The following is a 16730-nucleotide window of genomic DNA, read 5'->3' as shown; positions in this document are numbered from 1 at the left end:
CCTTTTAGTGATAACCCTGATCCTTCAGCCTTTCCATCATATCTGCTCTTTCCGCCTCCCAGACCATATATTCCCCATATCCGATCCGATAGTGCAGCAATTCATCCGGATTCCTTCCATCTCTGCAGCAGCAAAGCGTTCTGATAACACCTGCATGTGTAATGAAAAGGAGCACCTTTTCCCCTTGAAGACATTGTACTCTTTCTTTCGTAAACTGTACAGCGCGCATCATCACCTGGCGGAAATTTTCTCCGCCGGGGGGGTGGTAAGTTCCCAGGTGCTCTCCCCTCATCCTGTACTCCTCCGGAAACTCCCGGCGGATATCACGAAAGGTTTTTCCCTCCCATTCCCCGAGATCAATTTCCCGGAGACGCCGGTCTGTCTGATAGGGCACGCCGAAATACTCTGCCGCACATTCGGCAGCCTCCACGCATCTTCCCAGGTCACTGGACCATATTTCGTCGGCCCGCCCGAACTGTCTTTCCATCCGCTGCAGGCCATCGGCAATTTCCGCCTGTCCTTTCTGCGTCACAGGCCTATCCGTCTGTCCGATATAACGCTTTTCTTCGTCAGGCAGCCGGATAGAACCGTGCCGCATCAAAATCAACTTCAATTGATGTCACCCTCCCATATGATTGTACGCTTCTGTAAATACTGCGGACGGATCTCATCAGATGCTTCCGCAGTGATCTCTGTCTGCAGTCCCGTCCGATGCCTTATCTCCTCCCGTATTGTCCTGCATGAGTCTGCGGTGTCGTCTGTGAGCCTTCTATAGAACATTAGATGAAGCTTCAGCTGTTTGTCTATACTCTGATATACGACCCTATAATCCATCAGGCCATCCGCCTCAAACACCAATTCATCCAAATCCTCCATTGACAAATTACCGCCCGGATACGATATTTCATTGCCTATCCTGCCCCGGGACGCCCAAAGACGCGTAAGAAAGCTTCCGCAGACACATTGTCTGCTGTCTGTTTTCCCGTAATCCCCGGTCCGGTACCGGATCAGCGGCATCCCCTTCCTCGTCAGCGTTGTCAGTACAAGTTCTCCGCACCGTCCATCAGGAAGAACTTCTCCGCTTTCTGGATGGATCACCTCAAACAGCAGATCATTTTCACGAATGTGCATACCACAGTGTGCCGGACAGTCGATCGCCGCCCCAAGACCTGCCTCTGTGATACCAAAATGATTATAAACCTCACACTGCAGCTCCTTCTCAAGCCGTTTTTTCACACTGTCTGACAGATGATCCGTGCTCAGCAGAATCCTCTGAAGCGGGAGACGGACGCCGTGTTCCCTCACGTAATATGCGAGCGCGAGCGCCTGAACAGGCGCTGCCACAAAGGAATCCGCCTTACTTTTCACCAAAACATCAGCTGCATCCCCGAGCTTCGTGATCAAACCATATCCGATCCCCCTTACCTGCAGCCGTGAAAGGCCCGTAAGCAGCAGATCTCCCACACTTCCCACCCTCTCACAGGGCAGAAATACCACAGTCACCCCGCCTGGTCCTGTCACAAGTTCCATGCCGTGGTGAAAAAAATCAATCGTCAGTTCCTGATCTTCTCCCGTAAAATACAGGCGTTTCGGACGGCCTGAGGTTCCTGTCGTGGTGAGCGTGACCACGCGTTCAATTTCTCCTTGCGGCACACAGAGCATCTGCAGTCCCTGCTCCCGGACCGCGGAAGCATCCGTAAACGGAAGACGCCGAAACTCCTCCCACGTATCCGGCACTGAAATTTCCTCATACAGTGTTCTGTAAAAAGGGCTCTCGCTTTTCGCCATCTGGATCACTTCCCGGATCCGGCCAAGCTGCCAGCCGCGTATTTCCTCCTCCCGCTCTGTTTCTATTCCATATTTTTGTCTGATCCATTCATCAAGTACCACTGTCTTCCAGCCCCCGGTATAGTGTCCTCCCGTCTGCCGCCGTCAGATTATAGGCACAGAACGGCACGAGATTCATCTTTTCTTTCTGAGATATAATATGAATATAGCATTCCCGCAGACGTTCCAGATCCAGATTCCAGGCGTCCATAAACGTCATACAGGAGACTGCAAGCGTATACTGTTCGATCCGCTCCAGAAAGTCATCGAGAGAGCCAGTCTGGCAGCAGCAGCCTGTTTTTTGATCCGCACTCCTGACCTTCGGCCGGCCCGACGACCAGCGTCTCGCCACGAACTTCTGTGCCTTTCTGGATGCTGCTCCCGGCTGTGCATGTGCCGCCCCGCAGCCGCAGCTCTTTTCCGAGTTCAGCGTCCGTATCGTTCCATCCTGCATTTTCATGAAATTCCCGCTGAACGAACAGTAGGCATTCTCCGCATTCCCCGGCGAAAAATCGCTGACTTTCATCCTGCCTTCCGTCTGATTCTCAATATCACGCAGCAGATCCGGCAGCGTGTAGCGCATGCCCGCATCCATATCCTCAAACCGCCCAAAATAGCTGATCGGCTGAAAATGCACGCCGCGTACCGCCGGCATATGATCCAGTGCAAACTGAAGAATGTCACCCGCCTCCTGTGTATTGACACCCGCCGCAAGTGTCGGAACCAGCACGACTCCGATATCGGCAGCCTCGCATTCGGCGATCGCCTTCTTCTTCAGTTCAAACAACGGCCGGCCGCGCAGCTTTCGGTAGGTCTCATCTCTGAGTCCGTCAAACTGTAAAAATACGCAGTTCAGACCCGCATCGGCAAGGTGCCTGATGTAGCCCGGTTCCTCTGCGATCCGGATCCCATTGGTATTCAGCTGGAAGAATGAAAATCCCTTCCCCCTGCCCAGTCTGATGATCTCATCCAGATCATCCCGCATGGTCGGTTCTCCTCCGGACAGCTGAATATTGAATGGTCCGCCGCTGTTCATCATCGCATCAAACCAGCTGCCGATCATCGCAATGTCCGGCTCCTTCGAAGGAGTTCCGGCAGACGCAAAGCAGACGGGACACCCCAGGTTGCAGCGGCTGGTAACTTCCATCAGCACACAGCACGTATGCTGGCGGTGATCCGGACACAGTCCGCAGTCATAAGGACACCCCTTCTCCCTCTCTGCATGCGCTGGATTCACCGGCGCTGCCTGTTCGTGGGCCCGTCCCCAGTTTTCGTAATCAGGCCATCCCCTCCAGATCAGCGTCCGAAAACTTCCGTGACCCGGGCATTCCTTTTCCAGATAGACCTCATCCCCCGTTTTTACTCTGCGAGCCGGTATCCTCTGCAGGCATACCGGGCACACACTCTCTGTAGTTCCTATACATGTTTCCTGATCGCTCATAACTCTTCCTCCTGCCGTCATGGCAGTTTTTCCAAAATTCCGGAAAGCTGCTGTTCAAATTTCTGTTTTTGTTCCTCCCACCCATCCTCTGCAAAACCGGCTTTTAATATCACATCGTTCAGAATCCCTTTTGTCTTAACGCCGTCTGCCGTCTCCATCATAAAAAACGGGCGCCGGAAATTCCGCTTTACCGTAAGATTTCCCCATTCGGAAAACCTCTCCAGCATGGATTCATCGATCGGACGTTCTAATAGATAGTGGAAGGATTTTGCATTAGCGAAACAATTCTCTGCTTTCTTACATGTAAAATATTCTCTCATGTCAGCACCGCCTTTAACGCCTCCTCCGTCTCCGCGATCTCCTCCTCCGTGGTGAACCGGGACAGGCTGAGACGCACGCTGCCAGTCTTCGGCATGCCAATCTCCGGAAAGATCAGCGGCGCGCAGTGCAGCCCCGTACGGCAGATAATATCAAAGCCGCCGGCGAGCATATCTCCGATATCCTCCGCCACCAGAAAATCCGATGAAAAGGTCAGCACCGGCGTCCTTACGGCATCCACCTGTGCCACACGGCAACCGAGATCCCGCAGGATCTCTTCCAGTCTTCGGACATAACCAAGTGTTCGCTCAAGATCCATCGGATGTTGTCCCGCCCAGCCGATGGAGAACGCGAGACCGCTTAAGGACTGTTCATTCTGAGTTCCCGCCTCAAGACGGATCGGCATCTCATCCGGCATCTCATCCTCGTCCGAGCGGATTCCGGTCCCTCCCGTCAGCACCGGTGTCAGTTCCGTATTCCCGGAAACGTACAGCGCTCCCGTCCCCTGGGGTCCCAGCAGATACTTATGCCCGGTCACCGCTGCCAGGTCAACACCCCAGTTCTCCGGTTCGACCGGATATAACCCCGCAGTCTGTGAAGCGTCCAGAAAAACCGAACAGCCATATTCTTTCGCAAGTGACGTCAGACCTGCAGCATCATTGACCGCCCCCGTTACATTAGAACCATGGGTCAATACCAGCATCCGCGGCCGGTACTCCTTCAGGAACCGTGACAGTGTCTCCTCCGTCAGACGTCCGCTTCTGTCAACCGGCATCACATGATACCGGAGCCTTTTATGTTTCTGCAGGAAATATAACGGCCTCAGCACCGCATTGTGTTCTGCAGCCGTTGTCAGTACGGCGTCCCCGTCTCTCCAGGGGAACCCGAGCAATCCCATGTTCAATGCATGAGTGGCACAGGATGCATACACGATACAGCTCTCATCCCGTACCTTTAAAAGTTTCGCCAGATAGCCTCTGCAGGTACGGCCCGCTTCGTGGCTGGCAAGGGTTGCACGGTTTCCGTGACCCGGAAGGTTCTGAAACACTTCCCTCATATATTCCGGAAGCCCCTCTGCCTTCGGCCAGGAGGTCGCCGCATTGTTCAGATAGATCATTCTCATCATCCTTTCTGCCGCAGTTCATACGCCCTCAGCAGCCGTTCATAATCAGTCGGAAGGTCTGTATCCTGAAGGATTTCTTCATCATCAACTTCCAGAAAACAGGTACTGTCCCCGTAACGTCTGAAAACTCCTCTCAATCCCTCTTCCCCCCGGTATTCCAGAATCTCTCTCATTATTTCCCCGGAGAACATCGGCGGGTGCCCCGGCTTTCCCCGGTAGGTAGGAATGAGCAGTTTCGGCTGTTTCTCCTGAAATGTCTCAGCGACACGCACGATCGTCTCCGGTGCGATCAGCGGTACATCTCCCGGACAAAACAGTATCCCCTGCGTCTCCGGTCTCACTGCACGGATCCCGATCCTGACAGATTCCATCATATCCGTCTCGTCATAATCTTTATTTTCCGAATAATGGACTTTCATTTTACGAAGGAGCGGAATCACTTTATGTCTCTGATATCCCACCACGACTTCAATGTTCCCGAAACCGGCACGTCTGAAACTGTTGATGGTTGATTCCAGGATACAGCCGTCCCCCAGCGGGAGAAGCGGTTTAAACTTCTTCATTCTTCTTGAGCAGCCTGCGGCTACTATGACTACGGTATAGTTTTCGTATGTGTTCTTCATGATGTCTTCCACCTGTTCTATCCCTCTAAAATCTCATATTCTGTCAGTAACTCCAGTATCTTTCCACAGCACTCCTCAAGGATCGGTGCACACACCATCAGACACTTTGAGAAGTCCCCCCCGATGATCTGCACGCAGTCTGTGCCTCCATACTGCGGCAGATATTGTTCACGAAACCAGTCGGTATACTCCTGAATGATTTCATGACATCGGTTGTCCTCCATCTCCTCAGGATCTCCTTTTCCGGTGAACAGCCCCAGCACACAGCACCCCCCGGTCAGCGCACCGCATGTTCCGCCTCCATGGCCCATGCCTCCGGTCAGTCCGCTCACCGCACGGATCAGATCCGGATTTTCTTTCTCTTCAATCTCCAGTGCGATCATCATCATGATCTGACTGCACTCAAATCCCTGCATTCCAAGTTCCAGCAGACGTTCCTTTAAATCCATCAGCGTCCCCACCTTTCCCGTCGTTATTTATCCTCCAGTGCCTGTTCTACCTGAAAGATTTTTCCAAGAGCGAGCTCCTCCGGAAGAAATGCCTGTCCGCAGCCCGGACATTTCGGCATCAGAATCGGAAAATCATTTCCCATATAATGGAGCACGATCTCCCCCGGTTCCATCGGCACCTGACATTTTTCACAAATCAGACTCCCCGGCTCAAAATCCCAGGACTCATAATATTTTTCTGACATCGCTCATCCCCCGCCCTCATTCGATATCGTCATCCGGTGTGCGTATGCTTTTTCTATCACGTAAGCACCTTCCTTCGTTTCACGGTAATACACCCAGAATGTTACATTTCCCACCTGCCGGTGCGCAATTGATAATCCGCTTTTTAGGTCTCTCACACTGTAACCTTCCCGCGCACGCGCCAGCACAGCCCGTATATCACTGTCCAGGATTTTCCGTTCTTCCAGCATCCGCTTCACCTGATCATCATACTGCAGTTTCACCCGTACCTCATCCTCCGTCTTTTCATCCCAGAATCTTTCCAACACTGCACTGCGAAGAAACAGCCGGTTGTCACGGCGCAGTGAATACCCGGGATTTGCTCTTTTGTATGCTTCCTCCGTATCGTAGAGCAGTTCCAGGATATGAGCCGCGGCGGCTCCGCCTTTCTGAAAACGATCCCTGCAGTTGATGCAGTATGTCAGATAGAAATCCGCCCCATCTGCCAGACATTGCTCCGTCATCAGATCCGCAACTACAGGATTGGAGATCTGCGCCAAACCGCCGTACCCGCAGCAGGACGTCTGTTTCCCACGGTAGTTTCCTTCCTGAAGCTCATACCCCATAGCTTTTGCCAGCTGACGCACCTGTTCCTGTGTTTTGGCATCATTGCGTGCGCCGCAGGAGTCATGCATCATCATCGTTTTCTGTTGTCCGCGATACGAGGGCGGCAGACCGATATTCAGTAACGCCTCCCAGACTCCCCTGCACTCCATGCCGGGAATCTGTTCGGAAAGCACCCGGAGACACATCGGACATGCGGCGATCACGATCGGTTTCCCCATCTGCTCCCAGGCTTTTTGAATCTTCTCAAGCGCCTCCCGGTACTGCCCTTTCTCTCCGGCCCATTCCGCCATCACACCGCAGCATCCCAGAATCAGACCGACGCCTCCGTCCAGCCGTTCCCGCAGATCAGCATACGCTTTTTCCACGGCTTTCGGTGCAGATGCGGGCAGCTGACACCCCGGGAAAAAGGCATAGGCGCTCGTTCCTTCATTCTGTGGTCTTGCCAGAAATACCCGATCTGAATTGCTGTACTGCATGTCATTCAGTGCAAATTCAAAAGCTGACGGGGGCATCTTTTCTTTCTCCACCATGATCTGACGGGCTTCCCGAATGACCTCCCCGAGGTCAAGTCCATGGGGACAGACTTCTTTACACTGGCCGCAGAGGCTGCACGAGTTGATCATCCTGTTCGCGTGACGTGTGCCCATGGCAATCGAAAGGTTATTATAGATCTCCCTTAAATACTTCTTCGGATAGCCCTTATGATAACGCATAAACGCACAGGCATTTGTGCAGTCCGTACATTTACAGTCCAGACAGCGTCCGGCTTCAGCCACGGCAGCCTCTCTGGTGATTTCCTGCTCCTGCCCGGTCAGCTCTGATTCGACAGTCCCCTCCTGTGCCGTATTGACATGGAGACTCGTAATGTAAACGCCTTCCTGCTCGCGCCCGGCGTCCATAGATACCTTTTTCAGGAAACGGTCTGCTGAGATTGCTGCACGTCTGCCCTCAGCCAACACGTCTACAAATCGCCCCTTAACCGCACGTATCGCATCGCCGCAGGCAAAGCGGTTTGTTTCTCCAAGCTGAAAATCCTCTTTTTTCACATTCAGCGCTGTATTCCGAAGTCCCCATGCAGCGACTACCGCATCATATTCAGCCGCCAACGCTTCGAGATCAATGATTTCCTGTCCCGTCTTTATGGTTATCGGGTACTTTTCGAGGCGTTTCTGTTCCCGTTTCAGCATATCCTCAGATATGAGGGGATTTTTTTCCAGTGATGACCACACTTTTTCTTCTTTTTCATAAACGGTTACCGCGTATCCCTTTTTTCCCAGTTCAAGCGCTGCCGCCATTCCCGCGGCACCGGCTCCTACCACAGCTGCCCGCTGTGTTTTTTTGGGCAGAAACATGCGTTTCTCTTTTATGTTTCCGAACTGAACGGCTGCCTTCTCGAGAGCCCGCAGACGCAGGCTGCCTCCGCAGTTTCCTCTTGTGCAGGATCCGCTGCACGGCTCTTCGCAAAGAGCGCTTAAAAGTTCCGGAAAGACGGCGCCCTTTTCATAGACAGCCCTCGCCCCGTCAAAATCCCCCTGTGCCAGTGCCCGGCAGACATCCCGGCAGTTGATATGAAGCGGACAGGACGCCATTGCCGCAGGCGGCTGCTCCTGTGTACACAGCTGTTCCAGTTCATGAAGTTTTTGCTGATTGACTTCCATTAATATCACATCCCTTTTGTGCACGATAGCAAAAGGATGACAGAAATAATCACCTGTGGATTATCCCTGTCATCCATGGACGGGGAAACTTCTTTCCCGCTGTTAATTATAGGCTATTTGAGTGCGTCCAGTGCCGCTTTTACTTTCTCCGGTCTCGCCGGGATTTCTGTGATCCTGGCACCGGTCGCGTTATAAATCGCACTTAAAATAGCCGGGTGTCCTGCCGTAAGAGGACCTTCACCACATCCGGATGCACCGTACGGTCCAAGCGGTCTCGGCGTCTCTGTGTAAATGATATTGAAATCATCCGGTACATCTTCCGGGTACGGAATTCCGCAGCCGGCAAGTGTCGTATGTTTCTTGTAATCCTCAAAGTCCTCAGAGAGGCCGAGCCCGAATCCCTGCGTACAGCCGCCGTAAACCTGGCCGTCAACAACAATCTTATTGATGATCGTTCCGAAATCACAAACCGTTGTGAAACGGATGATACGAACCTTACCAGTCTCAACGTTTACTTCCACTTCCGGAATAAAGAGCTGATACATGTAGTTCGAGAACGGCGCTCCCTGTCCTGTCTCCAGGTCACAGTCTGTACACGCACTGGCTACCCAGGTTCCCTCATAAAACGTCGGAATATTTTCAGCAACCATCTCATCATAAGTACGGAAGGTACCGTCCGGTTTCCGCATTGCATTGATCAGCATTTCTGCTGCAACACGTGTGGCATTTCCTGTCACAACGTTGGAACGGCTTCCACCTGCGGGACCGGACGCCGGTGTCAGTGCCGTGTCATTCATGACCAGTTTGATCATATCCGGTGTGATGCCTGCCTCGCGCAGTGTCTCATGAGCCATGGTCAGCGTACCGATATCCGCCCCCTGTCCGTGATCCTCCCAGGAGTTAAACACCGTCACGGTTCCATCCGGATTCAGCTGGATATTGGCAAACGATCCATCCTTGCCGTCCAGACCGCATCCATAGACGCCTGCCGCGAATCCGACACCGTATTTCAGTTTATCCGTATTCATCTTTGCGAGGCGCTCTTTTGCTTCATAATAGATCGGTCTCGCCTTGTCATACATCTCTTCCAGACAGTAAACTTCCGGCTCCTGACCGGTCGGAGTTGTACATCCGGTTCCTTCTCTGTAGATGTTGCGGTAGCGCAGTTCAAACGGATCAATCCCCATCTTCTCTGCCAGCACATCCATGCAGACCTCGGATCCCATGAAAGACTGCGGCGAGCCATATCCGCGGAATGCAGACCCCCATGCATGGTTGGTACATACGGTCTGGCTCTTATTGCGGATATTGCGGATGTCGTATCCGGCACCCGTGAACTGTGTCAGACGCATCGTCAGCAGATCGCCGAATTCGGAGTAAGGACCATGGTCGATATAATTGTCGCCTTCCATTGCCAGCAGTTTTCCGTTCTCATCCGCTGCCATCTTAATATGCATAAACGCCGGAGAACGTTTTCCTGTATACGTGATATTCTGATACTGATCGTACACGAGTGAACATGGACGTCCGTCCAGTGCCAGGCATGCAACACCGAGCAGCGCTTCCATTGTAGGGCTGAATTTATAGCCGAAGGTTCCGCCTGCCGGATTCTGCACAAGACGGAATTTTTCCGGCTCAATGCCGATGCCTGCGGTGATCATCGCAGAGTGCAGATGAATGCCGATACTCTTGGAATGCACGGTCAGTCTGCCTTCATCATCAATATACGCGAGTCCGCAGTCGGGTTCTATGTGCAGGTGCGGCTGACGGCTGGAATAAGCATCGATCTCCGCTACATAAGGAGCACGTTCCATGATCGGAGCGGTCTCCTCCCCCTTGATACAATTTGTTTCATAATAAATATTCGGTGTTCCCGGATGGATCTCAATCGCATCCTCAGCGATTGCTTCCATCGCGCTCATATAAGCCGGAAGCGCCTCCAGATCCAGTTTCACTTTCTTTGCAGCTTCCTTCGCATGCTCTTCCGTGTCGGCAGCTACGATGGCAACCGCATCGCCGATCTGGAAAATCTTCTCGTCACAGAGGATCGGACGGTCCCACCCGTCGCCTTTGTTGTTGGCAAATGTAATCAGCCCGCTGATGCGGTTCTTTCCTTTTACATCCTTATGTGTGATAACCTTGTAAACTCCAGGCATCTTTTCCGCTTCCGAATAATCGATCCCCTTCAGGAGCGCATGCGGAATATCCGCCTGTACAAGCGCAAGCCTTGCCGTGTTTGCCGGCATCTGCAGTGCCATGTCAGCACCGTAATCCCATGTTCCCGTAACTTTCTGAGCAGCCGACGGACGGATATAGCTTGTTCCCAGAATCTTATTGCCGACCGGTTTGAAGATCAGGTCCTCTTTCACCATCTCACCGCGCATGACTTTCGCTGCGTCCATAACCGCATCAACGAGCGGTTTATAGCCGGTACAGCGGCAAAGGTTGCGGTGAACCTGGAACCAGTGACGTACCTCCTCACGCGTAGGCGAAGGGTTCTCCGCCAGCAGCACTTTGGCAGACATGATAAAGCCAGGTGAACAGAAACCGCACTGCGCACATCCGTGACCCATCCACGCCAGCTGCAGCGGATGCAGATCTTCCGGTGTACCGATGCCTTCAATCGTCTCAATCACGGTGTCATCTTTTACCTTACCCATCTTCATAATACAGGAACGCACTGCCTTCCCGTCTACAATGACAGTACACGTCCCGCACTGGCCCTGATCACAGCCGATCTTACATCCCGTAAGAAGAAGCTGCTCACGGAGCACCTTTGCCAGGGAGTCTTCTGGATTCACCAACAGAGTGCGTGATAATCCGTTAATTACTAATCTCTTTTTAACCATTCATTAACCTCCTTAAACATCACGTTGACTTTCGTTTCCCTGGTAACCGAAATTGTGTCCGTAAGTAGCAGAACTAACATAAAAATACCGTGCAAAAATGCTTTTCATCTCTGCAGGATTCTTTTATAATGAAAACAAAGATAAGCATGCACCGGAAAGGAAGAATATTATGAAAAATCCCTATGTAGAAATCGAACTGCAGATGGCACGTACCATCGACTATCTCATCGCAGCTGCCAAAGCCGACACACAGGAAAAACTAGGTGATCTTCACTCCCAGATCATCCAGGCAGTCAATGCACAGATGGAACTTCAATATGAAAATTATGAACTGCCGGATCATATCTGCTCTTCATCTGTCACACTTCAGATTCAGGATGACGAAACGGGCCGCCTTTACACCCGCACGCTGCCGCTTGATTTTAAGGAAAACAACAATGGACTGACTCTGGAAGGTGAGACTTCACAGGGAAAACCCTCAGAAATTGTCTTCCTGTCAAACACAGCACTTGATAAAATCGCTGATGTTACCGGCCACGGACCTGATCAATCGAGGTGTGATGATTAAATAAAGCAGAACTATTAGATTTTGTGCATTTTTTCAAATTTTATCTATGTTTTGCATCATATTGTATTTATATTGTACATAATTCAGGCGGTTGCGTCAAGAAAATTTCGGAAAATTTCAAGATATACTTTGCATATTTGTAAAAGTTACATGCAGCCGCTCATCACAGATCTCATGACATTGCAGAGGAGAACACCCATGGACATTTCACACGAACTGATCATGCCGAATGATGACATTCCATTTAAGATGTTTATCTTTGAAGGCAAGGACGGCAATTATCACCGCGAAAAGCACTGGCACCGTTCGATCGAGATTTTTGCGCTTTTTGAGGGGGAACTTCAGTTTTTTATCAATGAAAAAGAATATCCGCTCATCCCCGGAGAATTCATGCTGGTGAATTCCAACGAGGTCCATTCGATTCTGTCCCCGAAGCCCAACCTGACGATCGTCTTGCAGATTCCTCTGTCTGCCTTCGAAAGTTATTATACGGATGAAAAATTCATTTATTTCTCACACAGCTCACGCAATCAGGATGCTGAAGTCATGACTTTGCTGCACAGCCTTTACACAACATATGCCAGGGGAGAGTGCGGTTATGAGCTCAAAGTCCTTAGCCAGTTCTATATGCTGGTGTATCTGCTCGTGACAAAATACCGGAAACTGGATGTCAATCCGGAGCTCGTGCGCAGCAATAAGAACCTGAACCGCCTCTCCAGGATCACTTCCTATATGAAGGAAAACTATGCTCAGAATCTGACACTTGAAAGTCTTGCTCAGACTTTCGGATACTCTCCCACGTACTTGTCACGGATGTTTCAGAAATATGCCGGTACTACCTTTAAAACTTATCTGCAGAACCTCCGCCTGGAGTATGCTTATAAACAACTGGTGAATACCAGAACTCCCATTTGCGAGATTGCCCTGAGCCACGGTTTTGCCAGCAGCAAGTCTTTTTCTCATGTCTTTACAAAGCGCTACGGTGTCCTTCCCAGTGAATTTCGCAAAACAGAGTTTTCCAAAAAGGATAAGAAATAGCCATAAACAGGCTAATTTTTTGGTCGTCAGGGCAAAAAAAGGTTGTTATAATGTCCATATAGAACACGGCGGGTCCAAACGGGCCGGCTGCCGTACCATGAAGGAGGATCTCTATGAGGATACAGGAAATAACGGCCCCCTCTTTCCGCAAATATGGAAAGATACTTCGCTCTTATGACGTAAGCGGACTTCTCGAAGAGATGAAACACACACCGCTGCCTGACAATGATGTGATTTACGTTCCGTCCGATCAGGATATGGAACAGCTTCCCGCTGCAGAAGAATTTAAAAACAGGGCTTACGGCGGGCTTCCCATTCAGATTGGTTACTGCAACGGCAACAATCGATCGCTGAATGCCGTCGAGTACCACCGTGATTCGGAAATCAATGTCGCTGTGACAGATCTCATCCTGCTGCTCGGCATGCAGCAGGATATCGCGGACGATTTAACCTATGAGACCTCAAAGATGGAAGCCTTTCTGCTTCCCGCAGGAACTGCGGCTGAGCTTTATGCCACCACGCTGCACTACGCGCCGATATCCGTCTCCGGAGAAAATTTCCGCTGTGTTGTCGTCCTGCCCCGCGGAACGAACACGGACATCGATTTTCCGCTGCAAGCTGAAGGCGAGGACCGTCTGATGGCGGCAAAGAACAAATGGCTGATCGCCCATCCGGATGCAGGGATCAAAGGTGCATTCTGCGGTCTGAAAGGCGATAACATCACACTGTAATGTCAAATCATATTGGGAGGAAATCTATGATGAACAATCTACCAGAAGTAAAAATAGGAATTGTAGCCGTGAGCAGGGACTGTTTCCCGGAAAGCCTGTCTGTCAACCGCAGAAAGGCACTGGTTGAAGCCTATACACAGAAATACGGGGCTGACTCCATCTATGAGTGCCCGGTTTGTATCGTGGAGAGTGAGCTCCACATGGTACAGGCTCTGGAAGATATCAAACAGGCAGGCTGCAATGCACTGGCAGTCTACCTCGGCAACTTCGGTCCTGAGATCTCGGAGACACTGCTCGCCAAGCACTTCGACGGTCCCAAAATGTTTGTGGCCGCAGCTGAGGAGAGCGGTGATAATCTCATTCAGGGCAGAGGAGACGCCTACTGCGGTATGCTCAACGCCAGCTACAATCTGAAACTGAGAAATGTTAAAGCTTACATCCCTGAATATCCGGTCGGGGATGCAGAAGAATGCGCTGATATGATCCACGAGTTTCTGCCGGTCGCACGCGCAGTCATCGGTCTCAGAGACCTTAAGATCATCAGCTTCGGACCGCGTCCGCTCAATTTCCTCGCCTGCAACGCCCCGATTCAGCAGCTGTACAACCTCGGCGTGGAACTGGAAGAAAACTCCGAGCTGGACCTGTTCGAGGCATTCCACAAGCATGACGGAGACGAAAGGATCCCGGAACTTGTAAAAGAGATGGAAGCAGAGCTTGGCAGCGGAAATAAGAAACCGGACATTCTGCCGAAACTCGCCCAGTATGAACTGACGTTGAAAGACTGGGTGGAGGAACACCGCGGATACCGCAAATATGTGGCGATCGCCGGAAAATGCTGGCCCGCATTCCAGACACAGTTCGGATTCGTTCCGTGTTACGTCAACAGCCGGCTGACCGCGCAGGGAATCCCGGTTTCCTGTGAAGTCGATATCTACGGTGCCCTGAGTGAATTTATCGGAACAGCCGTAAGCGAAGATATCGTGACGCTGCTTGACATCAACAACTCCGTGCCGAAAGATCTGTACAGCGAAGATATCAGCGGAAAATATGACTACACCTTAAAAGATACCTTCATGGGATTCCACTGCGGAAATACCGCGTCACAGAAGCTCTCTTTCTGTGAGATGAAATATCAGTTTATCATGGCAAGAGCGCTCCCGGAAGAAGTGACGCAGGGTACGCTGGAAGGAGATATCGTGCCGGGCGACATCACATTCTTCCGCCTGCAGAGCACCTCCGACAACAAACTGCGCGCCTATATCGCGCAGGGCGAAGTTCTTCCAGTGGCCACCCGCTCCTTTGGTGCGATTGGTATCTTTGCCATCCCTGAGATGGGAAGATTTTACCGCCACGTGCTGATCGAAGGGAACTACCCGCACCACGGCGCAGTGGCATTCGGTCATTTCGGAAAAGCATTATATGAGGTATTTAAATACATCGGCGTTCCTGTAGATGAAATCGGCTATAATCAGCCGGCCGGCGTTCGTTACCCGACAGAAAACCCATTTTGCAGCAGCCTGTAATCGGCTGCGCGGAGGTATATCTATGCTGTATATCGGTATCGATCTCGGTACTTCGGCAGTCAAATTGCTGCTGATGGACGAAAAAGGAACGATTTATAAAACAGTCAGCCGGGAGTATCCGCTGTATTTCCCACGTCCGGGATGGTCACAGCAGGACCCTGAAGACTGGTTTGTACAGACAATGAACGGCCTGCTGGAACTGACGGACGGTGCTGACAAGGGCAGTATCCGCGGCATCAGTTTCGGGGGCCAGATGCACGGCCTCGTTGTCCTGGATGACCGGGACCGTGTCATCCGCCCCGCCATCCTCTGGAATGACGGCAGAACGGGGGAGGAGACGGATTACCTGAACCACCAGATTGGTCAGGATAAACTCTCCGAATATACTGCCAATATTGCATTTGCAGGTTTTACTGCACCAAAAATTCTCTGGCTTGCAAAACATGAACCGGAAAATTTCAAACGCATCAGCAAGATCATGCTTCCGAAAGATTATCTGGCATACCGCCTGTCCGGCGAGTTCTGTACGGATATGTCGGATGCTTCGGGCATGCTGCTGCTCAATGTAAAAGAAAGATGTTGGTCAGAGGAGATGCTTTCTCTGTGCGGCATCACGGCAAAACAGCTCCCGAAGCTGTATGAGAGCTACGAACCTGTCGGAACGCTGAAACCGCAGATTGCAGATGAGCTTGGCCTCCCGCATACAGTAAAAGTCATCGCAGGAGCAGGCGACAATGCAGCGGCTGCCGTCGGAACCGGAACAGTCGGAGACGGCATGTGTAATCTCTCACTCGGAACTTCCGGGACGATCTTCATCTCCAGTGATACGTTTGGAGTAGATGAAAACAATGCACTGCATTCCTTCGCACATGCGGACGGCCACTATCACCTGATGGGCTGTATGCTCAGCGCTGCATCCTGCAATAAGTGGTGGAATGACGATATCTTAAAGACTTCAGATTATGCGGCAGAACAGAAAAACATCACGCGCCTCGGTGAGAATCAGGTATTCTACCTGCCTTATCTGATGGGAGAACGCTCCCCTCACAATGATCCGAATGCCAGAGCCGTCTTTCTCGGCATGACTATGGATACTGCACGGGAAGATATGACACAGGCCGTCCTCGAAGGCGTTGCCTTTGCCTTAAGAGACTCACTGGAAGTAGCCAGAAGCCTGGGCATCCAAATCACCCGGACAAAAATCTGCGGCGGCGGCGCCAAGAGCCCGCTCTGGAAGACCATCATCGCGAATGTCATGAACCTGAAGGTCGATGTGCCCGAAACGGAAGAAGGTCCCGCCCTCGGAGCCGCCATGCTCGCAGCAGTGGGCTGCGGAGAATATCCGGATGTCATAAGCGCTGCGGACGCGATCGTAAAGGTCGTACAGACGGTGGAACCGGATCCGGCACTTGCTGCAAAATACGAAGCGCGGTATCAGAAATTCAGGACGTTGTATCCTGCTTTAAAAGACATCTTCTAATATTTATATACTTTTCCTTAAAAGGGGACTGTTCCGAAACATTATTTGGAACCGTCCCTTTCTCCATGTACAGAAATGTCAAAACTCCACGGCTGGCAGATGATTATGATTGGATTTAAGAGACTTTTCATAATATGTGTAAAGAAAAACTATGAAGTTTTACTAGTTCATTAAAGTATGATATTTTAAAAGAAAAGGGGGGATTTACCACAAAATCATCTTTAAACAAGGAGTTCCCATGATAGTTACCTGC

Annotated in this window: 15 protein-coding genes; 5 read left to right on the top strand and 10 right to left on the bottom strand. The window is 51.3% G+C overall.

Features of this window, described 5'->3' with window-relative positions; translation table 11 throughout:
- Nucleotides 1-4: 4 nt before the first annotated feature.
- The 10 genes from NQ502_RS15165 to NQ502_RS15120 form a co-directional block, all read right to left on the bottom strand.
- Complete coding sequence (locus NQ502_RS15165) at nt 5-613, bottom strand: histidine phosphatase family protein (RefSeq protein WP_049898200.1); 609 nt, start codon at nt 611-613, stop codon at nt 5-7.
- Nucleotides 610-1890 (bottom strand): DVU_1553 family AMP-dependent CoA ligase, encoded by a 1281-nt coding sequence (locus NQ502_RS15160; protein ID WP_049898198.1) that lies wholly within the window; start codon nt 1888-1890, stop codon nt 610-612. The genes NQ502_RS15165 and NQ502_RS15160 overlap by 4 nt, the downstream gene beginning before the upstream one ends.
- Entirely contained in the window at nt 1880-3268 is a 1389-nt protein-coding gene (gene trsS / locus NQ502_RS15155; RefSeq protein ID WP_028529047.1) for a radical SAM (seleno)protein TrsS, read from the bottom strand. Before trsS ends, NQ502_RS15160 begins: the two co-directional genes overlap by 11 nt.
- 17 nt (nt 3269-3285) lie before the next feature.
- Nucleotides 3286-3588, bottom strand: coding sequence for a hypothetical protein (locus NQ502_RS15150; protein WP_028529046.1), 303 nt, complete (start codon nt 3586-3588; stop codon nt 3286-3288).
- Nucleotides 3585-4703: an aminotransferase class V-fold PLP-dependent enzyme gene (locus NQ502_RS15145; RefSeq protein ID WP_044983322.1), complete on the bottom strand. Its 1119-nt coding sequence runs from the start codon at nt 4701-4703 to the stop codon at nt 3585-3587. The genes NQ502_RS15150 and NQ502_RS15145 overlap by 4 nt, the downstream gene beginning before the upstream one ends.
- A gap of 5 nt (nt 4704-4708) precedes the next feature.
- Nucleotides 4709-5332, bottom strand: coding sequence for a nucleotidyltransferase family protein (locus tag NQ502_RS15140; RefSeq protein ID WP_049898197.1), 624 nt, complete (start codon nt 5330-5332; stop codon nt 4709-4711).
- 17 nt (nt 5333-5349) lie between these two features.
- The gene (locus tag NQ502_RS15135) at nt 5350-5781 is read right to left on the bottom strand and encodes a DVU_1555 family C-GCAxxG-C-C protein (RefSeq protein WP_044983321.1); all 432 of its coding nucleotides are present in this window, start codon (nt 5779-5781) and stop codon (nt 5350-5352) included.
- Between the two features lie 23 nt (nt 5782-5804).
- On the bottom strand, nt 5805-6026 hold the full coding sequence (locus NQ502_RS15130; protein ID WP_028529044.1) for a DVU_1557 family redox protein: 222 nt from the start codon (nt 6024-6026) through the stop codon (nt 5805-5807).
- Nucleotides 6027-6029: 3 nt separating this feature from the next.
- Complete coding sequence (locus NQ502_RS15125) at nt 6030-8288, bottom strand: pyridine nucleotide-disulfide oxidoreductase/dicluster-binding protein (protein ID WP_044983320.1); 2259 nt, start codon at nt 8286-8288, stop codon at nt 6030-6032.
- Between the two features lie 113 nt (nt 8289-8401).
- Nucleotides 8402-11137: a molybdopterin-dependent aldehyde oxidoreductase gene (locus NQ502_RS15120; RefSeq protein ID WP_028529042.1), complete on the bottom strand. Its 2736-nt coding sequence runs from the start codon at nt 11135-11137 to the stop codon at nt 8402-8404.
- A 169-nt stretch (nt 11138-11306) separates the two neighbouring features.
- Here NQ502_RS15120 and NQ502_RS15115 point away from each other — a divergent pair, with 169 nt between their 5' ends.
- The 5 genes from NQ502_RS15115 to xylB all read left to right on the top strand — a co-directional run bounded on the left by NQ502_RS15115 (nt 11307) and on the right by xylB (nt 16477).
- Nucleotides 11307-11705 carry a hypothetical protein gene (locus NQ502_RS15115; RefSeq protein ID WP_148511937.1) on the top strand — a complete coding sequence of 133 codons (399 nt, stop codon included), beginning with the start codon at nt 11307-11309 and terminating at the stop codon, nt 11703-11705.
- A gap of 198 nt (nt 11706-11903) precedes the next feature.
- The gene (locus NQ502_RS15110) at nt 11904-12743 is read left to right on the top strand and encodes a helix-turn-helix transcriptional regulator (protein ID WP_028529041.1); all 840 of its coding nucleotides are present in this window, start codon (nt 11904-11906) and stop codon (nt 12741-12743) included.
- 113 nt (nt 12744-12856) lie between these two features.
- Nucleotides 12857-13474, top strand: coding sequence for a DUF4867 family protein (locus NQ502_RS15105; RefSeq protein ID WP_028529040.1), 618 nt, complete (start codon nt 12857-12859; stop codon nt 13472-13474).
- A 29-nt stretch (nt 13475-13503) separates the two neighbouring features.
- A complete protein-coding gene (locus NQ502_RS15100) occupies nt 13504-14997 on the top strand; it encodes an L-fucose/L-arabinose isomerase family protein (protein ID WP_028529039.1) in 1494 nt (497 codons plus the stop codon).
- 22 nt (nt 14998-15019) lie between these two features.
- Complete coding sequence (gene xylB / locus NQ502_RS15095) at nt 15020-16477, top strand: xylulokinase (protein ID WP_028529038.1); 1458 nt, start codon at nt 15020-15022, stop codon at nt 16475-16477.
- Nucleotides 16478-16730 lie beyond the last annotated feature (253 nt).

It is taken from the genome of Ruminococcus gauvreauii (assembly GCF_025151995.1).
Lineage (GTDB): Bacteria > Bacillota > Clostridia > Lachnospirales > Lachnospiraceae > Ruminococcus_G > Ruminococcus_G gauvreauii.
Note: the sequence above shows the minus strand (reverse complement) of the source record. Positions and strands in the feature narration are given on the sequence as shown.